Genomic DNA, 20,062 nt, shown 5'->3' on the forward strand with positions numbered 1-20,062 from the left:
GGCCTATCCTGCCGCCTCCTCCCGCGCCAGGGCGAGGGCCGTCCCCACCAGGCCGATGTGACTGAACGCCTGGGGGAAGTTGCCGAGCTGCCGCCGCGCGGCGGCGTCGTACTCCTCGGCCAGCAGCCCCACGTCGTTGCGCAGCGCCAGCAGCCGCTCGAACAGCTCCTTCGCCTCCTTCGTCCGGCCCGTCATGCGCAGGGCGTCCGCCATCCAGAACGAGCAGACGAGGAAGGTCCCCTCGTCGCCGGGCAGCCCGTCGACCGGCACGCCCTCGGTGCTGTACCGGCGGATCAGCCCGTTGTGGTTGAGCTCGGCCCACACCGCGTCCACCGTGCCGACCACCCGCGGGTCGTCGGGCGGCAGGAAGCCGACCCGGGGGATGAGCAGGGTCGCCGCGTCCAGCTCCCGGGAGCCGTACGACTGGGTGAAGGTGTTCCGCTCCGGGTCGTACCCCTTCTCGCACACCTCCCGGTGCACCTCGTCCCGCATCGCCCGCCACCGGTCCGCCTCGCCGCGGAGCGACGGGTCCCGCTCCAGGGTGCGCACCGCCCGGTCGGCGGCCACCCACGCCATCACCTTGGAGTGCACGAAGTGGCGGCGCGGTCCGCGCACCTCCCACAGCCCCTCGTCGGGCTGCCGCCAGGTCGACTCCAGGAAGCCCAGCAGGCTGAGCTGGAGGTTCCAGGCGTGCGACTGGGACGCGAGCCCCGCCTCGCGGGCCAGGTACAGCGCGTCGATGACCTCCCCGTACACATCGAGCTGCAACTGGCGCACCGCGGCGTTGCCGGTCCGCACCGGCGCCGATCCGGCGTACCCGCGCAGCCATGGCAGCTCGGTCTCCGGCAGCCGGCGCTCGCCCGAGATGCCGTACATGATCTGGAGGTCCGCCGGGTCGCCGGCCACCGCCCGCAGCAGCCAGTCGCGCCAGGCCGCCGCCTCGTCCAGGTAGCCGGCGGACAGCAGCGCCCCGAGCGTGAGGGTGGCGTCGCGCAGCCAGCAGTAGCGGTAGTCCCAGTTCCGCACACCCCCGATGTCCTCCGGCAGCGAGGTCGTCGGCGCGGCGACGATCCCGCCCGTCGGGGCGTGCGTCAGCGCCTTGAGCGTGATCAGCGAGCGCATCACGGCATCGCGGTGGGGCCCGTCGTAGGTGCACTGGGCGGCCCAGGACTCCCAGTCCTCCAGCGTGTGCTCCAGCGACTCGTACGGGTCGATCAGCGGCGGCCGGGGGTGGTGCGAGGGGTGCCAGGTCAGGACGAACGCCACCTTCTCGCCCGCGCCCACCGTGAACGAGGAGCGGGTGCTGAACTGCTGACCCCACGTCTTGACCTCGGGCTCGCTGCGGAGCCATATCGCGTCGGGGCCGGCGACGGCCACCCGGTGCCCGTCGGTCCGGCGCACCCACGGCACGATGTGGCCGTAGTCGAAGCGCAGCCGCAGCACCGAGGCCATCTCCACCGTGCCGCTGACGCCTTCCACGATGCGTACGACATCGGGGGCCTGGTCGCGCTGCGGCATGAAGTCCAGCACCTTCACCGTGCCGGTGCGGGTCTCCCAGAGGGACTCCAGGACCAGCGAGTCACCGATGTACCGGCGCCGTGTGCAGGCCTGGGCGTCTTTGGGGGCGATCCGCCAGTGGCCGTTGTCCTCGTCGCCCAGCAGCGCGGCGAAGCAGGCCGCCGAGTCGAACCGTGGCAGGCAGAGCCAGTCGATCGAACCGTTCCTGCCCACGAGTGCGGACGTTTGCAGATCCCCGATGAGGGCGTAGTCCTCGATGCGTTGCGTCACGCTCTGGCGTGTTCCCGCCACGGTGTACCGCTAAGCAAGCGCGTACGTCACTCCCGGTGCCGCGCCGGCGCGGCACCCGGGTCAGGCCGGGGCGTGCTCGGCCGGTTCGGGGGCGGCCGGGGGTGCCGGGTCGGACGCCGCCGCCTCGCGGTCGCGCTTCTCACGGCGTACCAGCACCACCCAGCCGACCGGAACGCCCGCGGCGAAGAGCCACCACTGCACCGCGTACGCCATGTGCGGGCCGATGGAGTCGTGGTCGGGCTCCGGGATGAGCTCCGGGGTGTCCCCGGCCGGGACCGGCGCGGTCTGCTCCAGGTAGCCGCCCAGCACCTGGCGGCCGAGGCTCTTGGCCTGCTGCCCGCTGTTGATCAGCATGACCTGGCGGGGCGGCAGCCCGCTGAGGTCCTTGATGCCGCTGGCGCCGGTCGTCTCGTCGGCCTTGAGCCGGCCGGTGACGGTGACCTCGCCCCTGGGGGCGGGCGGTACCTCGGGGAAGGACATCTGGTCGGCGGCGGCGGGGATCCAGCCCCGGTTGACCAGGACGGCGCGGCCGTCGGCGAGGATCAGGGGAGTGAGCACCAGGACGCCGATCCGTTCGTCGGCGTTGGTCCGGCGGCGTACGACGACCTCGTGGGCGGTGTCGAAGGTGCCGGTGGCGGTGACCCGGCGCCAGTAGTCGGGGCGGGGCACGGTGTGGCCGGGGGAGGTGAGGTCCGTCACGGGGACGGGCGCCGCCTCGAGGTTGTCCGCGATCAGCCCGTTCTGCGCCACCCGGTGCTCGTGCCGGTGGAACTGCCAGAAGCCCAGCTCGACCATCACGGGGATGAGAACGAGGGCGATGAGGGTGAGGATCACCCACTGCCGGGACAACAGGAAGCGGTACACGGCTTCGACCGTACCTGCTCGTGTCCGGCCGCCGGAGAGCGGGTCCGGCCGCCGGGTCCGTGCCTGCCTGGTCCCCCGGGTCCGGCCGCCGTCCGGGTCGGGGCCGCCACCGGGGGGCCTGGGCGGCGCCCGGTGACGGCCCCGCCGGGTGCCGTCGGGTCACACCTTGTCGACGATGCCCACCTGACCCTTCTCCGCGCGGGCGCAGTGCGCCCCGCAGAACCACTGGCCGTCGGCCTCGACGCCCTGGCCGATGATCTGGACCCGGCAGTGCTCGCAGATGGGCGCCATGCGGTGGATGGCGCAGGCGAAGCAGTCGAAGACGTGCACCGCGCCTTGCGCGTGCACCTCGAAGGACATGCCGTAATCGTTTCCGCAGACCTCACAACGTGCCATGCGCCACAGGGTGCGGTCCGGCGCTCCGCGAGGAGCGGCGAAACGCCCGGCGGTCACCCGTCTGCCTACTCGTCTGCCGGGGCCACGTCACGGAGCAACTGGGTGAACGCCGCCTCGTCGACGATCGGCGTGCCGAACGCCGTGGCCTTGACCGTCTTGGAGGTGGCGGCGTCCGGGTCGTTGGTGACGAGCAGGCTGGTCAGCCGGGAGACGCTGCTCGCCACGTGCAGGCCCGCCTCGACCGCCCGGTCCTCCAGCAGCTCCCGGTCGATGGAGGTGTCACCCGAGAACGCCACCCGCATGCCCTGCTTGAGCGGCTTGTCCGCTTCGTACCGCCCGGGGTTGGGGTACGGGCAGGCGGGCCGCTTGCGGGACGGCCGCCAGCCGTTCCCGTGGTACGAGGTCTGCCGGGGCACTCCCGGGGCGGCCGGCGAGGACGCCCACTCGGTGAGCGGACGGCATTCCAGCAGCGGCAGCCGCACGCCCCGCTCCGCCGCCGCGTGCAGGCTCGGACGGAACGCCTCGGCCAGGACGCGGGCGTCGTCCAGCGCGTTGTGCGCGCGCCGCTGCACCACACCGAAGTGCGTGGCCAGCGACTCCAGCTTGAAGTTGGCCAGCGGCAGGCCCAGCTCCTTGGAGAGCGCGATGGTGCACAGCCGCTGCCGCACCGGCGCGGTCCGCTCCGCCCGTGCGTACTCGCGGGCGATCATCGACCAGTCGAACATCGCGTTGTGCGCGACGAGGACCCGGCCGTCGAGCCGCTCGGAGAACTCCGCCGCGATCTCCGGGAAGAGCGGCGCCCCCTCCAGTACGTCGCTCGTCAGGCCGTGGATCCACACCGGTCCCGGATCGCGCTCGGGGTTGACCAGCGTGTACCAGTGGTCCTCCACGTTTCCCTGCGCGTCGAGCCGGTAGACGGCAGCGGACACTATCCGGTCGTCGCGGGCGAGGCCGGTGGTCTCCACGTCGACGACCGCGTACCCCTGGGTCGGGTAGGCGGTCGGCCACGGTGCTGCTGTCGTACGGTCGTCGAGCATGGTCACTGAGAATAGAGGCCGCCACTGACAATGGCGCCGCCGGGTTTGCCCCGAGGGGTCGTCCTGTTGACGCCGGGTGCCCCTGGAGCCGTTCCGCGCGAGCGGGTTGACGCCGCCGCGGCATGTCCCATTCGTACGGATACGTTCCGCCTCGACGTGGTGCGGAGTCCGGCGCGGCGGGCCGGCCGGGTGCCAACCCGCCTGTCACGGGCCCTCGTTCGTGGCTCCCGGGGCGACCGGGCCGTCGACGCGGCCGGCCGCACCACCCCCCTCAGGGTGGACCTCACGGCCTGCCCGTCGGTCCGTCGGCCCCGCGCCGAGGGCGGTGGAGTCCCGAACTCGCCGGACCGACCCGCCTCCTGGCGGCCCCGGTGTCAGGCCGTGGCCCACCGGGCGGGGTCCGTGCCCCAGAGGCCCGAGGGGCGGGCCCAGTTCGCCGGGGCGCCCTCGTACGCGATCGGCGGCAGCGCGTGGCGGAGCCGGCCCATGGGGCTGTCCGTCTCGGTCGTCCAGCGCTCCGGATCGTGACCCGTGCTCCCCGCGGGCGGCCCGCCCGCCGCCGGGCCCGCGTCCCCGGCCAGGCCGTGCACCAGCCAGTGCGCGGTCTGCGTCAGGGCCAGCCGGGCGAGCCACGTCCCGCCGCCGTCCGGGCCGAGCCGCCCGGTGAGCGCCCGCAGCACGGCGGCGGCCAGCAGGTAACCGGTGCCGTGGTCCAGGGCCTGCGCGGGCAGCGCGCCCGGCTCGTCGGCGGAGCCCTCCAGCACGGCGATGCCCGTCGCCGCCTGGACCAGGCTGTCGAAGCCGCGCCGCTCCCGCCACGGCCCGTACCGGCCCCAGGCCGACAACTGCGCCACCACCAGTCCGGGGCGGCGCTCGGCGAGGGCCTCGGGGGAGAGCCCGAACCGGTCCAGCGCGCCCGGCCGGTAGCCGGTCACCACGACGTCGGCGCCGGCCAGCAGGTCCTCGAAGACGCGGTGGTCCGCGCCGCGCCCGAGGTCCAGCGTCGTCGACCGCTTCCCCATCCCGGTGTCGTTGTGGGCGTCCTGGCTCTCCGGGAGCCCCGGCGCGTCGATCCGCAGGACGTCCGCGCCCAGCAGCGCCAGCGTCCGCGTGGCGACCGGCCCGGCCAGCACCCGCGTCAGGTCCAGCACCCGCACCCCGGCGCAGGGGAGCCGCGGCGTACCCGGCGTCCGGCTCCACGCGCGCGTGCCCCCCGCCCGGGTGGGGGCCGGCGCCTGCGCCCCGCCGATCCGCTCCAGCGTCAGCAGCGGCCGGCCCGCGACCAGGGCGCCCTGCTCGTGCGCCGCCCACCGCCGTACGTCCCGGGCGGCGACGGCCAGGCCGCCCGCCGCGTACACGGTGTCCTCCACGTCCGTGGCGCGGCGCCCGGCCACCGCCTCGGCGACCGCGTCCACCCCGGCGTCCCCGGGCAGGCCGAGCGCGACGAGCAACCGCTCCCGGTGGTGCGGGTAGTTGGCGTGCGTGCGCACCCAGCCGTCGGCCGCCCGCCAGAACCGCGACAGCGGCGCGAACGTCGCCGCCGCCCGGCCGTCGACCCTGACCAGCCGGTCGCTGAGGAACGCCGTGGCGACCGCTCCGTCGTCGACCCGTACCCGGGGCACCGGACCCCCGGTGCGCGCCGCGGCGAGCTCGGCGGCCGCCAGGGAGCAGACCGCGACGATCGCCCGCGCCAGCTCGCGTACCGGCAGCCGCGCGGGGAGGCCGTCGGTGGGCCCGCCGTAGGAGACCCGTTCCAGAAGGGCCGGATCGGCACCCAGTGCCGCCCATGCCTGGGACGTACCCGGAGAAACATCGCTGCTCATGGCAGCACTATGGCACTCAGTGCCACTTCGCGGAAGATCCCGGACACGACCGGGCCCGGACACGACCGGGACCCGAGCCCGACCCGGACCCGCACATGACCGGGGCCCGAACCCGAACACGACCCGCACACGACCGGGGCCCACGGCACGACCGGGCCCCGGGCACGGTGGCACGCACCGCACCCGGGGCCCGGGGCCGCTCACGGCTCCGCCGCGTCAGCGGCGCACCGCGTCCAGCGCGTCGGTCAGGCCCGCGCCGTAGAAGCCGTTGCCGCGCTTGCCGCCCTCGCACACCGCGTCGACCGTGCCGTCACCGTTGATGTCGTACGGGTCGGTGCACGCCATGGGGTCGGCCTGCTTGTACAGCAGGGCCTTCACCTCGGCGGGCGAGGCGTGCGGGCGCGTCGACCGGATCAGCGCGGCCACACCGGCCACGTGCGGCGACGCCATCGACGTACCGGCCTTGTAGCCGTACTTGCCGCCCGGCAGCGTCGACAGGATCAGCCCGTTGGTGGCCGGAGCCTCCGGCGGCTGGTACGCCGTCGAGTCACCGCCCGGGGCGGCGATGTCCACCACGCCCAGGCCGTAGTTGGAGTACGAGGACTTCAGGTCCTTGGCGCCCGTGGCGGAGACCGTCACCACACCGTCCAGCATGGTCGGGACGTCCGGGCACACCTCGGGGTCGACGACCCGCTCCACCGGCGTGGTGTCGTTGGGGCTGGTCTTGTCGGTGACCTCGTCCGCCGCCAGGTCCGTACGGGAGTTGCCCGCCGCGGCGACGTTGACCGCGCCCTTGCGCTCCGCGTACCGCGTGGCCCGCTGGAGCGCCTCGACCAGGGCGCCCTGGTCGAGGTCGTTCTTGCACGTGTACAGCCACGGGTCGACGTAGTAGCTGTTGTTCGTCACCTCGACGCCGTGCTCGGCCGCCCAGACGAAACCGCAGACCACGGACTCGGTGTAGAAGAACCCGTCGGGGTTGGACACCTTGATGCCGGAGACCTTCACGCCCGGCGCGACACCGGTGACGCCGACCCCGTTCTTCGCGGCGGCGATGGTGCCCGCCACGTGCGTGCCGTGGTCGCTCTCCGTCGGGCCCGGCCGCCAGGAGCCGTCGGTGGTGTCCGGCGCGCCCGTCACGCAGTTCGCGGACGCCGCGCGGTCGAAGTTGGGGGCCAGGTCCGGGTGGGTGTCGTCGACACCGGTGTCCAGGACGGCGACGGTGACCCGCTTGCTGCCGAGGGACTTCTCATGGGCCTTGTCCGCCTTGATGGCCGGCAGGTCCCACTGGAGGGGCTCGAAGGGGTCCTGGTCATCGCTCGCCCGGTCGGCCGCCGAACGGGCCTCCGCGGCGGACAGGGGCTGCTCCGCACCGATGTCCGTGGTGCTCTGGGCGGCCAGGGGAGCGGTCCTGGTGGCCCCCGCCGACTTCACGCCCCGCACCCCGCGGATCGTGGCGGCGAACTCCGGGTTCTGCGAGTGGACGACGATGACGCCGATCTGGTCATAGGCGATCACCACGGTGCCGCCCGCCGCGGCTATCGCCTTCTTCACCGCCTTGACGGTGGAGTGACCACCCGTCACGTTCACGACGTACGACATCTTCGCACCGGTCGTCGCGGCGGCGGTGACACCGCCGGCGCCCGGCGCCCCCTCCAGCGGGGCGGCCGAGGCCCCGGCGACCGGAACCAGACCGAGTGAGGCCGTGAGCGCCAGGCCGGCGGGCAGCGTGAGTATTCGCCCGCGTCCGGATCGCAGATGAGCCATGGGTTCTCCACATCATCCGTGAGATCCGCCCGCACACCGGTTGTGTGTGGGCGGGTACATGACGAGCGAAGCTATCGCCGATCATCCCGGCCCATCAATGACTTCGGGGAAGAAAAACGCCGCAGGTGAACCGCGTCGCCACGGCTTCCGTGCCGTTGACAGGGGAGAGCACGAGCGAGTACCGGCCCCCACCGTGAGGTTCTTGTCCATGCCCAGCGCACCCGCGTCACGAGGAGATTCCGTGGTTACCGATGCACCGCCGCCCGACGGCGGTACGGACACCAGTCCCGCCCAGCCCACGACGGAGGCGTTCGTCGAGGTGCAGGAGAGTGCCGAATTCGGCGAGCTGCGCCGCGCCCACCGCTCCTTCGCCTTCCCCCTGACCGTCGCCTTCATCGCCTGGTACCTGCTGTACGTGCTGCTGTCCAACTACGCGGGCGGCTTCATGGGCACCAGGCTGTTCGGCAACGTCAACGTCGCGCTGGTCCTCGGCCTCGGCCAGTTCCTGACCACCTTCCTCATCGCCTGGTTCTACTCCCGGCACGCCGCCGGGACGCTCGACCCCAAGGCCGAGGCCATCAAGTCCCGTATGGAGGCCGACGCATGAGCAGCACCGCCACCACCCTGCTGGCAGCCGCGTCCGACGCCTCGGAGCACCGGCCGCTGATCATCACGCTCTTCGGCGCCTTCGTCGTCGCCACGCTCGCCATCACCGTCTGGGCCGGCCGCCAGACCCGCAGCGCCTCCGACTTCTACGCCGGCGGCCGCCAGTTCACCGGCTTCCAGAACGGTCTGGCCATCTCCGGCGACTACATGTCCGCCGCGTCGTTCCTCGGCATCGCCGGCGCCATCGCCCTCTTCGGGTACGACGGCTTCCTCTACTCCATCGGCTTCCTGGTCGCCTGGCTGGTCGCCCTGCTGCTGGTCGCCGAACCCCTGCGCAACTCCGGCCGCTACACGATGGGCGACGTCCTCGCGTACCGGATGCGCCAGCGCCCCGTCCGCACCGCCGCCGGCACCTCCACCATCGTCGTCTCGATCTTCTACCTGCTGGCCCAGATGGCCGGCGCGGGCGTCCTGGTGTCCCTGCTGCTGGGCATCACCTCGGACGGCGGCAAGATCGCCATCGTCGCGCTGGTCGGCATCCTGATGATCGTGTACGTGACCATCGGCGGGATGAAGGGCACCACCTGGGTGCAGATGGTCAAGGCGGTCCTGCTGATCGCGGGGACCCTGCTCATCACCTTCCTGATCCTGCTGAAGTTCGGCTTCAACCTGTCCGACCTGCTCGGGGCCGCCGCCTCGAACAGCGGCAAGGGCGCCGCCTTCCTCGAACCGGGCCTCAAGTACGGCGCCAGCGGCACCTCGAAGTTGGACTTCATCTCCCTGGGCATCGCGCTGGTGCTCGGCACCGCGGGCCTGCCGCACATCCTGATCCGCTTCTACACCGTGCCCACGGCCAAGGCCGCCCGCAAGAGCGTCAACTGGGCCATCGGCATCATCGGAGCCTTCTACCTGATGACCATCGTGCTCGGCTTCGGCGCCGCCGCCCTGCTGGAGCCCGGCGACATCATCGCCTCCAACAAGGCGGGCAACACGGCCGCCCCGCTGGCCGCCATGGAGGTCGGCGGCGGCGGTGACTCGGCGGGCGGCGCGATCCTCCTCGCCGTGATCTCCGCGGTCGCCTTCGCCACCATCCTCGCCGTGGTCGCCGGGCTCACCCTCGCCTCGTCGTCGTCCTTCGCGCACGACATCTACGCCAATGTGATCCGCCGCGGGCAGGCCACCGAGAAGGAGGAGGTACGCGCCGCCCGCTGGGCGACCGTCCTCATCGGTGTCGTCTCCATCGCCCTCGGCGCGCTCGCCCGTGACCTGAACGTCGCCGGCCTGGTCGCCCTGGCCTTCGCGGTCGCGGCGTCCGCCAACCTGCCGACCATCCTCTACAGCCTGTTCTGGAAGAGGTTCACCACCCAGGGCGCCCTCTGGTCCATCTACGGCGGCCTGCTCGCCTCCGTGACGCTCGTGCTGTTCTCGCCGGTCGTCTCCGGCAAGCCCAGCTCGATGTTCCCGGACGCCGACTTCGCCTGGTTCCCGCTGGAGAACCCGGGCCTGGTCTCCATCCCGCTGGGCTTCCTGCTCGGCTGGCTGGGCTCCCTGCTCTCCAAGGAGGAGCCGGACCGGGGCAAGTACGCGGAACTGGAGGTCAAGTCCCTCACCGGTGTCGGTGCGCACTGATCCGCACACCCTGTGCGACCGTACGCGGCCGCGCCGTGGGGATCGTCGTAGATCCCTACGACGCGGCCGTGCCTCTCCTGTGGACAACGGCCCGTGTCGTCGCCGGTGGGGTCACGTAGGCTCCTTGGTATACGGAACCTGGTAACCGGGGGAGGGCGCCCACAGTGCTCATCGACACATACGGCCGCGTGGCCACCGACCTGCGCGTCTCGCTCACCGACCGGTGCAACCTGCGGTGCACGTACTGCATGCCCGAAGAGGGCCTCCAGTGGCTGGCCAAGCCGGATCTGCTCACCGATGACGAGATCGTCCGCCTGATAGGCATCGCCGTCACCGCGCTCGGCATCACCGAGGTCCGCTTCACCGGCGGCGAGCCCCTCCTGCGTCCCGGCCTGGTCGGCATCGTCGAGCGCTGCGCCGCCCTCGAACCCCGCCCCAGGATGTCCCTGACGACCAACGGCATCGGCCTCAAGCGCACCGCGACCGCCCTGAAGGCCGCCGGACTGGACCGGGTCAACGTCTCCCTCGACACCCTGCGGCCCGACGTCTTCAAGACCCTGACCCGCCGCGACCGCCACAAGGACGTCCTGGAGGGCCTCCAGGCCGCCCGGGACGCCGGACTGACCCCGGTCAAGGTCAACTCGGTCCTCATGCCGGGCCTCAACGACGACGAGGCCCCCGACCTCCTCGCCTGGGCCGTGGAGAACGACTACGAGCTGCGCTTCATCGAGCAGATGCCGCTGGACGCCCAGCACGGCTGGAAGCGCGACGGCATGATCACCGCCGGGGACATCCTGGAGTCGCTGCGCACGCGCTTCACCCTCGACCCGGAGCCCGACGAGGCACGCGGCTCGGCGCCCGCCGAGCGCTGGATCGTCGACGGCGGACCCCACCGGGTGGGCGTCATCGCCTCCGTCACCCGCCCCTTCTGCCGGGCCTGCGACCGCACCCGGCTCACGGCCGACGGCCAGGTGCGCACCTGCCTGTTCGCCCAGGAGGAGACCGACCTCAGGGCCGCCCTCCGCTCGGACGCGCCGGACGAGGAGATCGCCCGGCTGTGGCGGTTGGCCATGTGGGGGAAGAAGGCGGGCTCCGGTCTGGACGACCCGTCCTTCCTCCAGCCGGACCGCCCGATGTCGGCGATCGGCGGCTGACCGGCCACCCGCACCGGCCGGCAGGCCGCACCGGCCGGCCACCTGCACCGGCCACCCCGCACCCGCCGGCCGCACCGGCCGCGGGATCGCGGGCCCGGTCACCCCTCGGCCGGGCGGGACTCCCACTCGGCCAGCGTGACGACGTCCTTCAGGAAGCCCCGTACATCCAGGAACCGGGACAGGTGCTCGCGGTGGTCCTCACAGGCGAGCCAGGTCTTGCGGCGCTCCGGGGTGTGCAGCTTCGGGTTGTTCCACGCCAGCACCCACACCGCCGCCGTACGGCAACCTTTGGCGGAACAGACAGGGGTGGTCTCGTCGCTCACAACACGTCCAAACGAAGGCCCGAACTACCCGGACAAAGGCGACGCCGGGCAGCCACGGGGGGAGCTGCCCGGCGTCGGTCCGTCGCTCCGACGGGGGATGCGGAGCGCCTACGAAGTATGTCACGGGGACCGGGTTCGAGTGCACTGAAACCACATGATTGATCTGAGCTTTTCTTGAGCTTTGCAGACCGGAGGCGGCTCAGCCCTGCTCGAACTCCCGGTCCCGCCGGGGCTTTCCGCCGCCCGGCCGGTCCTCCGTGCCGGGTTGCGCGACCGGTTCCGCGGCGGGTTCCGCCGCCGGGTCCGCGTGGGCCCGCGTCCCCTCCTCGTCCGCCGGGCGTCCCGGCGTCAGCATCGGGTTCCCGGTCGCCGGCGGCACGAAGGCGCGCGGCTGCGGGGGCGCGGTCTCCCGGCCCGCGTTGGCGATCACCACCGCCACGTACGGCAGCACCGCCCCCAGGACCAGGGCCACGATCGCCACGTGCCGCTCGACGTTCCACAGCGACGCGGCCGCGATCACCGCCACCGTCCGCACCGACATCGAGATCACATAGCGCCGCTGCCTGCCGCGCACGTCGTCGGCCAGTCCCTGACGGGCGCCGGTGATCCGGAAGACCTCGTCGCTCCCACGCTTCCGCATCACGTTCCACCACCCGGCATCGCGCCGGACGCTCCCCGGTCCGGCCTGCTTCCACGGTACGCCCGCCCTCCGCCGCGTACGAGACCGGGGGCGCCCCCCACCAGCCCGGACGCCACCGTACGGCGCACGTACGGGGCCCTCCGACATGCGCCGTACGCCGAGCGGGCCGAGACTTGTCGGGACTGCTCACGTCGATCCACCGAGGAGGCAGCCATGGGCTGGTTGTGGGCGATTGTCGTCGGTTTCGTGCTGGGTCTGCTGGCCAAGGCGATCCTGCCGGGCAAGCAGCACAGCCCGCTGTGGCTGACGACCATCTTCGGCATCATCGGCGGCATCGCCGGCAACGCCCTCGCCAGGGCGTTCGGCATCGAGGCGACCCCGGGCATCGACTGGGGCAGGCACGCACTCCAGGTCGTGGCGGCCGTCGTCCTCGTCGGACTCGGCGACATGATCTACATGTCGATGCACCGCAACAGGCAACGCGCCTGACCGACGTACGACGCGAGGCGGCGCCCCGGGATGCTCCGCACACCCCGGGGCGCCGCCCCATGACCACGCGGGCCCGGCCCCCTCACGCCTCGCGGCGTGGGCCCGGCCCGACCGCCGGCCTCACGACGACCGGCGGCCGCCGGCCGACGACGGCCCTACGGCCGACCGCGACCGCTCAGCCGGCCGCGACCTCGATCGCCGCGAGGTTCTTCTTGCCGCGCCGCAGCACCAGCCAGCGCCCGTGCAGCAGCTCGTCCGCGGACACCTCGGCGTCCTCGGCGGTCACCTTGACGTTGTTCACGTACGCGCCGCCCTCCTTGACCGTGCGGCGGGCCGCCGACTTGCTCGGCGCCAGGCCGACCTCGGCGAACAGGTCCACCACCGGGCCGGGCGCGGGGACCCTGGCGTGCGGCAGCTCCGCGAGCGCCGCGGCGAGCGTCGCCTCGTCCAGCTCCGCCAGGTCACCCTGACCGAACAGTGCCTTCGAGGCGGCGACGACCGCGGCGCACTGCTCGGCGCCGTGCACCAGCGTCGTCAGCTCCTCGGCGAGCGCACGCTGGGCGGCACGCGCCTGCGGCCGCTCCTCGGTGAGCTTCTCCAGCTCCTCGATCTCCTCGCGGGACTTGAAGCTGAAGATCCGCAGGAACTTCGACACGTCCCGGTCGTCCGCGTTCAGCCAGAACTGGTAGAACGCGTACGGCGTGGTCCGCTCGGCGTCCAGCCAGACGGTGCCCGACTCGGTCTTGCCGAACTTGGTGCCGTCCGCCTTCGTGATCAGCGGCGTCGCCAGGGCGTGCACCGCCGCGTCCGGCTCGACCCGGTGGATCAGGTCGGTGCCCGCGGTGAGGTTGCCCCACTGGTCGCTGCCGCCGGTCTGCAGGACGCAGCCGTGGCGCCGGTACAGCTCCAGGAAGTCCATGCCCTGGAGGATCTGGTAGCTGAACTCGGTGTAGCTGATGCCCGCGTCCGAGTTCAGCCGCCGGGCGACCGCCTCCTTCGCGATCATCTTGTTGACGCGGAAGTACTTGCCGACGTCCCGCAGGAAGTCGATCGCCGACAGCCCCGACGTCCAGTCCAGGTTGTTCACCATGGTCGCGGCGTACGGTCCCTCGAAGTCGAGGAACCGCTCGATCTGCGCCCGCAGGCGCTCCACCCAGCCCGCGACGACCTCCGGCGCGTTCAGCGTGCGCTCCGCGTTGGGCTTGGGGTCGCCGATCAGGCCCGTGGCCCCGCCCACCAGGCCCAGCGGACGGTTGCCCGCCTGCTGGATCCGGCGCATGGTGAGGATCTGGACCAGATTGCCCAGGTGCAGGCTGGGGGCCGTCGGGTCGAAGCCGCAATAGAACGTGACGGGACCGTCCGCGAACGCCTTGCGCAATGCGTCCTCGTCAGTGGAAAGGGCGATCAGCCCCCGCCACTGCAGTTCGTCGACGATGTCCGTCACGGTGCCGTCTCTCCTTGAGCGAAATGGGATCGAACAGGTGCGGTGTTCCCCGCCAGTCTATGGGCGTCACACGCCCTGGCTGACCGAACTCATGTTGAAGTCGGGCACCCGCACCGGTGGCATCGCGGCCCGGGTGAACCAGTCGCTCCACTCGCGCGGCAGCGTCCGCTCCGTCCGGCCGGCCTCCGTGGCCCGCGACAGCAGGTCCACCGGCGACTCGTTGAAGCGGAAGTTGTTCACCTCGCCGACGACCTCGCCGTTCTCCACCAGGTACACGCCGTCCCGGGTCAGCCCGGTCAGCAGCAGCGTCGCCGGGTCCACCTCGCGGATGTACCAGAGGCAGGTCAGCAGCAGCCCGCGCCCGGTGGAGGCGACCATCTCCTCCAGCGACCGCTCGCCCCCGCCGTCCAGGACGAGGTTGCCGGCCGCCGGGCTGACGGGCAGCCCGGTGAGCCCCGCGCTGTGCCGGGTGGTGACGAGGTGCTCCAGCCGGCCGTCCCGCACCCAGTCGGTCGGTGACAGCGGCAGCCCGTTGTCGAACACCGACGAGTCGTCGCCCGACGCGTGCGCGATCACGAACGGCGCCGACTCCAGGCCCGGCTCGTTCGGGTCGCTGCGCAGCGTCAGCGGCAGCGGGGACAGCGCCTCGCCGATCCGCGTGCCGCCGCCCGGCTTGGCGAACACCGTGCGGCCCTCCGCCGCGTCCCGGGCGGCCGACGACCAGAGCTGGTAGATCAGCAGGTCCGCCACGGCCGTGGGCGGCAGCAGCGTCTCGTACCGCCCCGCGGGCAGCTCCACGCGGCGCTCCGCCCAGCCCAGGCGCCGCGCCAGCTCGGCGTCCAGGGCGATCGGGTCGACGTCCTTGAAGTCCCGCGTCGAGTGCCCCGTCCACGCCGAGCGCGTCCGGTCCGGCGACTTGGCGTTGAGTTCCAGCGTCCCGGACGGTTGGTCGTGCCGCAGCCGCAGCCCCGTCGAGGTGCCCAGGTACGTCGAGGTCAGCTCGTGGTTGGCGAACCCGTACAGTTCCCGGCCGCCCGCGCGGGCCCGGGCGAACGCCTCGCCCAGGGCGGGCGCGAAGTCGGCGAACACCGCCGACGAGGTCTCGGCGGGCGCGTCCGTGAAGTCCGGCGACGCCTCCCGGCCCGGCACCAGCGGCTGGGCGTCCTCGGCCGGCCCGGCGCCCCGCGCGGCGGCCTCGGCCGCCCGTACCAGCGGCTCCAGCTCCTCGGCGGTGACCGCCGACCGGGACACCACGCCGGACGCGGTGCCCTCCGCCCCGTCGACCGTGGCGATCACGGTGAGCGTCCGGCCCCGGGTGACGCCGTTGGTGGTCAGCGCGTTGCCGGCCCACCGCAGGTTGGCGGACGAGTGCTCGTCCGCGATAACGACGCACCCGTCGGCGCGGGACAGCTCCAGCGCCCGCTCGACGATCTCGTACGGCTTCACTACGGGGCTCATCGGCCACCCTCCTGCGCGGTGTTGAGAATGTTCACGCCCCGGAACAGGGCCGAGGGGCAGCCGTGCGAGACCGCCGCGACCTGGCCCGGCTGGGCCTTGCCGCAGTTGAAGGCGCCGCCCAGGACGTACGTCTGGGGGCCGCCGACCTTCTCCATCGAGCCCCAGAAGTCCGTCGTCGTCGCCTGGTACGCGACGTCGCGGAGCTGACCGGCCAGCCGCCCGTTCTCGATCCGGAAGAACCGCTGGCCCGTGAACTGGAAGTTGTACCGCTGCATGTCGATCGACCACGAGCGGTCGCCGACCACGTAGATCCCGCGCTCGACCCCGCCGATCAGGTCCTCCGTCGCCAGCCCGCCCGGATCCGGCTGAAGCGACACGTTCGCCATGCGCTGCACCGGCACGTGCCCCGGCGAGTCCGCGTAGGCGCAGCCGTTGGACCGGCCCAGCCCCGTCAGCTTCGCGATCCGCCGGTCGAGCTGGTAGCCGACCAGCGTGCCGTCCTTCACCAGGTCCCAGCTCTGCGCCTCGACGCCCTCGTCGTCGTACCCGATGGTCGCCAGCCCGTGCTCGGCGGTCCGGTCACCGGTCACGTTCATGATCGGCGAGCCGTACGCCAGCTTCCCGAGCTGGTCGAAGGTGGCGAAGGACGTCCCCGCGTACGCCGCCTCGTAGCCCAGCGCCCGGTCCAGCTCGGTGGCGTGCCCGATCGACTCGTGGATGGTCAGCCACAGGTTCGACGGGTCGACCACCAGGTCGTACCTTCCCGCCTCGACGCTCGGCGCCCGCATCTTCTCGGCGAGCAGTGCCGGGATCTCCTCCAGCTCGGCGTCCCAGTCCCAGCCGGTGCCGGTCAGGTACTCCCAGCCGCGCCCGACCGGCGGCGCGATCGTCCGCATCGAGTCGAACTCGCCCGTCGTCCCGTCCACCGCGACCGCCGTGAGCTGCGGGTGCAGCCGCACCCGCTGCTGCGTGGTCACCGTCCCCGCCGTGTCCGCGTAGAACTTGTTCTCGTGCACGGTCATCAGCGAGGCGTCCACGTGCGCCACCCCGTCCGCCCGCAGCAGCCGGGCGCTCCACTCCGCCAGCAGCCCGCTCTTCTCGGCGTCCGGCACGGTGAAGGGGTCGATCTCGTACGACGAGACCCACGTCCGGTCCGCGTGCACCGGCTCGTCCGCGAGCTCCACGTGCTCGGACGACCCCGCCGCCGCGATCACCTGCGCCGACAGCTTCGCCATGGCCACCGCCTGGGAGGCCACCCTGGCGGCCGCGTCCATGGACAGGTCGACCCCGGAGGCGAACCCCCAGGCCCCGCCGTGCACGACCCGCACCGCGTAGCCGAGGTCGGTGGTGTCCGACGAACCGGCGGGCTTGGCGTCCCGCAGCCGCCACGAGGCGCTGCGCACCCGCTCGAAACGGAAGTCGGCGTGCGCGGCGCCGAGCGCCCTGGCCCGCGCGAGCGCCGCGTCGGCGAGCGCCCGCAGCGGCAGCGCCGTGAAGGCTTCGTCGATGGAATGAGGCACGAATGTCTCCTGTCGTATGCGACCGGTCGCCCTGATCATGTCGCGCCGCACGGTTCCCTGCCCAGCACTTTGCGTAGGGCCCCCGGCCGCTTTCTGTAGGGACCCGACAGTGACGCCCCTGCGCCACTGTCAGGGGTCGATTCTCCGTAGCGGGGGCGGGACCGATAGGTTTCCGGGGTACCACACCGCTACGGAAAGGGTGATCCGTTGAGCCGCTCGGTTCTCGTCACCGGAGGTAACCGGGGCATCGGCCTCGCCATCGCCCGCGCTTTCGCCGACTCCGGCGACAAGGTCGCGATCACGTACCGCTCCGGCGACCCGGCAGAGCTCGCCGAGGAGGGCTTCCTGGCCGTCCGGTGCGACATCACCGACGCCGAGCAGGTGGAGCAGGCCTACAAGGAGATCGAGGAGAAGCACGGTCCCGTGGAGGTGCTGGTGGCCAACGCCGGCGTCACCAAGGACCAGTTGCTGATGCGGATGTCGGAGGAGGACTTCACTGCCGTCCTCGACACCAACCTCACCGGCACCTTCCGCGTCGTCAAGCGTGCCAACCGTGGCATGCTGCGCGCCAAGAAGGGCCGTGTCGTGCTGATCTCCTCCGTGGTCGGCCTGCTGGGCTCCGCGGGCCAGGCGAACTACGCCGCGTCCAAGGCCGGACTGGTCGGCTTCGCCCGCTCCCTCGCCCGCGAGCTGGGCTCGCGCAACATCACCTTCAACGTCGTCGCACCCGGCTTCGTCGACACCGACATGACCAAGGTGCTGACCGACGAGCAGCGCGCGAACATCGTGTCGCAGGTGCCGCTCGGCCGCTACGCGCAGCCCGACGAGATCGCCGCCGCGGTCCGGTTCCTCGCGTCCGACGACGCCTCGTACATCACTGGAGCCGTCATCCCCGTTGACGGCGGATTGGGCATGGGTCACTGAGTCACATGAGCGGAATTCTCGAGGGCAAGCGCGTCCTGATCACCGGTGTGCTGATGGAGTCCTCCATCGCCTTCCACACCGCCAAGGTGGCCCAGGAGCAGGGCGCCGAGGTCATCCTGACGGCCTTCCCCCGGCCCACGCTGACCGAGCGCATCGCCAGGAAGCTCCCCAAGCCCGCCAAGGTCATCGAGCTGGACGTCACCAACGACGAGCACCTGGCCCGCGTCGAGGACGTGGTGCGCGAGGAGCTCGGCGGCCTCGACGGCGTCGTCCACTCCATCGGCTTCGCCCCGCAGGACGCGCTCGGCGGCAACTTCCTCAACACGCCGTTCGAGTCGGTGGCCACCGCGATGCACGTCTCGGCGTTCTCGCTGAAGTCGCTGACCATGGCCTGCCTGCCGCTGATGCAGAACGGCGGCTCGGTCGTGGGCCTGACCTTCGACGCGCAGTTCGCCTGGCCGCAGTACGACTGGATGGGCCCGGCCAAGGCCGCCCTGGAGGCCACCAGCCGCTACCTGGCCCGTGACCTCGGCAAGCAGAACGTGCGCTGCAACCTGATCTCGGCGGGCCCGATCGGCTCCATGGCCGCCAAGTCCATCCCGGGCTTCGGCGAGCTGGCGAAGGTGTGGGACGAGCGCTCCCCGCTGGCCTGGGACATGGCCGACCCGGAGCCCGCCGGCCGCGGCGTCGTCGCGCTGCTGTCGGACTTCTTCCCCAAGACCACCGGCGAGATCGTCCACGTCGACGGCGGCGTGCACATCATGGGCGCCTGAGCCCTCCCGCGCCCGAAGGCCGCGCACCGCTCCGGGGGAGCGGTGCGCGGCCTTCGCTTTTCCCCACAGGGCGGCTTCTCTCGCACGTCCGTACGCTCCGAAGCGCCTTCGAGTCGAAGAGTCACCGAAAACCCGGCAAACTGGTGGGAAACGGACAGGCATGATCCGTGGCTCGGGGAGACGGGGAGGAGGTGTGACCGTGGTGAGCGAAGCCGTGGTGACGAAGACCGGGGTGGCGGGGGCCCCGGTGAGGACCCGGGCGGCGAGGCCCCCGGCGAGGCACCTGACAGGGCGCGGGACGGCCGGGGTACCGGTGGCGGACGGCGACGGGCCGCCCGCGAGGACCGTTCCGCCGGCGGGGCGCAGCCGCGCCGGCGCCCTGGCGGCCACCGCGGCCCTGCTGTCGGGCGTCGCCCTCGGGGCCCAGGCCCACGCGGCCGGGCAGGAGGTGTACGTGGCGTCCTGCCGTACGTCGGTCGAGGGCTCCCGCGTCACCGCGTACTGCCACAACCCCTATCCCGGTACGGACCGTGTCCAGTTGCACGTCGAGTGCGCCCGCTGGTGGGACATCGACTCCGACAGTCGTCCCGTGGACGTCGGCCCCACGGTCTACGCCGAGCTGACCCAGCGCTGCTGGAAGGAGGTCGGTGACGCCTGGATCAGCCACCGGCCGGTGAACGATCGGGCGACGCCCGGATCAGCGACCGGCCGGTGAGCGATCACCGCCGAGGCACATGAACGGGTAGCCGGCCGCCTCAGAGGCCGCCGCGTCGGCGTCGCCGGCCCGGATCGCCTCGACCAGCCGGGCGTGGTCCATGTGGTTCTCCGGCCGCAGGTCCTGGCCCACGTCGTCGCGCAGCCAGTCCCGCAGCAGATGGCCCAGGTCGGCGTACAGCTCGGACATGACGTCGTTGTGCGAGGCGGCGACCACCGCCAGGTGGAACGTCGCGTCGGCCGCCACGAACAGCTCCGCGTCACCCGCCTCCCACGCCTCCTCGCGCCGGGCCAGCAGGGTGTCGAGCTGCCGCATGTCCCGGTCGGTGCGACGCGCGGCCGCCAGCCGGGCGGCCGACGACTCCAGCGTGGAGCGCAGCTCGGCGATGTGCCGGGGGTCGGCGCCCGCGAACCGGCGGTGCATCACCCCGGCCAGCTCGCTGGTCGCCACGACGTAGGTCCCGGAGCCCTGGCGGATGTCCAGCAGGCCGTTGTGGGCCAGTGCCCGCACCGCCTCCCGGACCGTGTTGCGGGCCACGCCAAGCTGCTGGACCAGCTCCGGCTCGGTGGGGATCCGGGAGCCGACCGGCCACTCGCCCGAGGTGATCTGGTTCCGCAGTTGGGCGATCACCTGGTCGGACAGCGCGGACCGGCGGGGAGAGCTGAGCGCCATGGTGCTCCTTGGCTCCGGCGGG

Annotated in this window: 19 protein-coding genes; 7 read left to right on the forward strand and 12 right to left on the reverse strand. The window is 72.4% G+C overall.

All coding sequences use genetic code 11. From position 1 onward, the window contains the following. Window positions 1-3: 3 nt before the first annotated feature. The 6 genes from ACF068_RS24250 to ACF068_RS24275 all read right to left on the reverse strand — a co-directional run bounded on the left by ACF068_RS24250 (window position 4) and on the right by ACF068_RS24275 (window position 7,693). Window positions 4-1,788 (reverse strand): glycoside hydrolase family 15 protein, encoded by a 1,785-nt coding sequence (locus ACF068_RS24250; RefSeq protein WP_392276374.1) that lies wholly within the window; start codon window positions 1,786-1,788, stop codon window positions 4-6. Window positions 1,789-1,869: 81 nt separating this feature from the next. Beyond that, entirely contained in the window at window positions 1,870-2,673 is an 804-nt protein-coding gene (locus tag ACF068_RS24255) for an SURF1 family protein (RefSeq protein WP_392276375.1), read from the reverse strand. 159 nt (window positions 2,674-2,832) lie between these two features. Continuing rightward, the gene (locus ACF068_RS24260; protein WP_064071372.1) at window positions 2,833-3,069 is read right to left on the reverse strand and encodes a hypothetical protein; all 237 of its coding nucleotides are present in this window, start codon (window positions 3,067-3,069) and stop codon (window positions 2,833-2,835) included. Window positions 3,070-3,134: 65 nt separating this feature from the next. Further along, window positions 3,135-4,112, reverse strand: coding sequence for a DEDDh family exonuclease (locus ACF068_RS24265; protein ID WP_392276376.1), 978 nt, complete (start codon window positions 4,110-4,112; stop codon window positions 3,135-3,137). 368 nt (window positions 4,113-4,480) lie between these two features. Then, window positions 4,481-5,929: a CoA transferase gene (locus ACF068_RS24270; RefSeq protein WP_392276377.1), complete on the reverse strand. Its 1,449-nt coding sequence runs from the start codon at window positions 5,927-5,929 to the stop codon at window positions 4,481-4,483. A gap of 216 nt (window positions 5,930-6,145) precedes the next feature. Further along, window positions 6,146-7,693 carry a S8 family serine peptidase gene (locus ACF068_RS24275; RefSeq protein ID WP_392276378.1) on the reverse strand — a complete coding sequence of 516 codons (1,548 nt, stop codon included), beginning with the start codon at window positions 7,691-7,693 and terminating at the stop codon, window positions 6,146-6,148. Between the two features lie 241 nt (window positions 7,694-7,934). Between ACF068_RS24275 and ACF068_RS24280 the strand changes: the two genes are divergently transcribed. From ACF068_RS24280 to moaA, 3 genes are all read left to right on the forward strand, one after another. Then, window positions 7,935-8,300, forward strand: coding sequence for a DUF485 domain-containing protein (locus ACF068_RS24280; protein WP_392276379.1), 366 nt, complete (start codon window positions 7,935-7,937; stop codon window positions 8,298-8,300). Then, window positions 8,297-9,928, forward strand: a complete 1,632-nt coding sequence (locus ACF068_RS24285; RefSeq protein WP_392276380.1) for a cation acetate symporter — start codon at window positions 8,297-8,299, stop codon at window positions 9,926-9,928. The genes ACF068_RS24280 and ACF068_RS24285 overlap by 4 nt, the downstream gene beginning before the upstream one ends. A gap of 164 nt (window positions 9,929-10,092) precedes the next feature. After that, window positions 10,093-11,082 (forward strand): GTP 3',8-cyclase MoaA, encoded by a 990-nt coding sequence (gene moaA / locus ACF068_RS24290; RefSeq protein WP_392276381.1) that lies wholly within the window; start codon window positions 10,093-10,095, stop codon window positions 11,080-11,082. 98 nt (window positions 11,083-11,180) lie between these two features. Here moaA and ACF068_RS24295 read toward each other — a convergent pair whose 3' ends face one another. Together ACF068_RS24295 and ACF068_RS24300 are read right to left on the reverse strand one after the other, a co-directional pair. Further along, the gene (locus ACF068_RS24295) at window positions 11,181-11,405 is read right to left on the reverse strand and encodes a hypothetical protein (protein WP_392276382.1); all 225 of its coding nucleotides are present in this window, start codon (window positions 11,403-11,405) and stop codon (window positions 11,181-11,183) included. Window positions 11,406-11,604: 199 nt separating this feature from the next. After that, window positions 11,605-12,045: a DUF3099 domain-containing protein gene (locus tag ACF068_RS24300; RefSeq protein WP_392276383.1), complete on the reverse strand. Its 441-nt coding sequence runs from the start codon at window positions 12,043-12,045 to the stop codon at window positions 11,605-11,607. A 213-nt stretch (window positions 12,046-12,258) separates the two neighbouring features. Between ACF068_RS24300 and ACF068_RS24305 the strand changes: the two genes are divergently transcribed. After that, a complete protein-coding gene (locus tag ACF068_RS24305; protein ID WP_392276384.1) occupies window positions 12,259-12,534 on the forward strand; it encodes a GlsB/YeaQ/YmgE family stress response membrane protein in 276 nt (91 codons plus the stop codon). 175 nt (window positions 12,535-12,709) lie between these two features. On the opposite strand, the gene tyrS is transcribed toward ACF068_RS24305, so the two are convergent. The 3 genes from tyrS to ACF068_RS24320 all read right to left on the reverse strand — a co-directional run bounded on the left by tyrS (window position 12,710) and on the right by ACF068_RS24320 (window position 16,956). Continuing rightward, window positions 12,710-13,978 (reverse strand): tyrosine--tRNA ligase, encoded by a 1,269-nt coding sequence (gene tyrS, locus ACF068_RS24310; RefSeq protein ID WP_392276385.1) that lies wholly within the window; start codon window positions 13,976-13,978, stop codon window positions 12,710-12,712. Window positions 13,979-14,044: 66 nt separating this feature from the next. Then, window positions 14,045-15,436: a metallopeptidase TldD-related protein gene (locus tag ACF068_RS24315; protein WP_392276386.1), complete on the reverse strand. Its 1,392-nt coding sequence runs from the start codon at window positions 15,434-15,436 to the stop codon at window positions 14,045-14,047. Beyond that, window positions 15,433-16,956 carry a TldD/PmbA family protein gene (locus ACF068_RS24320; RefSeq protein ID WP_392276387.1) on the reverse strand — a complete coding sequence of 508 codons (1,524 nt, stop codon included), beginning with the start codon at window positions 16,954-16,956 and terminating at the stop codon, window positions 15,433-15,435. The genes ACF068_RS24315 and ACF068_RS24320 overlap by 4 nt, the downstream gene beginning before the upstream one ends. Window positions 16,957-17,163: 207 nt before the next feature. Between ACF068_RS24320 and fabG the strand changes: the two genes are divergently transcribed. The 3 genes from fabG (at window position 17,164) to ACF068_RS24335 (ending at window position 19,368) form a co-directional block, all read left to right on the forward strand. After that, window positions 17,164-17,880, forward strand: a complete 717-nt coding sequence (gene fabG / locus ACF068_RS24325; RefSeq protein ID WP_392276388.1) for a 3-oxoacyl-[acyl-carrier-protein] reductase — start codon at window positions 17,164-17,166, stop codon at window positions 17,878-17,880. A 5-nt stretch (window positions 17,881-17,885) separates the two neighbouring features. Continuing rightward, entirely contained in the window at window positions 17,886-18,653 is a 768-nt protein-coding gene (gene fabI / locus ACF068_RS24330; protein ID WP_392276389.1) for an enoyl-ACP reductase FabI, read from the forward strand. A gap of 313 nt (window positions 18,654-18,966) precedes the next feature. Continuing rightward, window positions 18,967-19,368 carry a hypothetical protein gene (locus ACF068_RS24335; protein ID WP_392276431.1) on the forward strand — a complete coding sequence of 134 codons (402 nt, stop codon included), beginning with the start codon at window positions 18,967-18,969 and terminating at the stop codon, window positions 19,366-19,368. Here the strand turns inward: ACF068_RS24335 and ACF068_RS24340 are convergent. After that, window positions 19,351-20,040, reverse strand: a complete 690-nt coding sequence (locus tag ACF068_RS24340) for a FadR/GntR family transcriptional regulator (protein ID WP_392276390.1) — start codon at window positions 20,038-20,040, stop codon at window positions 19,351-19,353. The genes ACF068_RS24335 and ACF068_RS24340 overlap by 18 nt on opposite strands. Window positions 20,041-20,062 lie beyond the last annotated feature (22 nt).

The organism is Streptomyces sp. NPDC016309 (genome assembly GCF_043077235.1).
Lineage (GTDB): Bacteria > Actinomycetota > Actinomycetes > Streptomycetales > Streptomycetaceae > Streptomyces.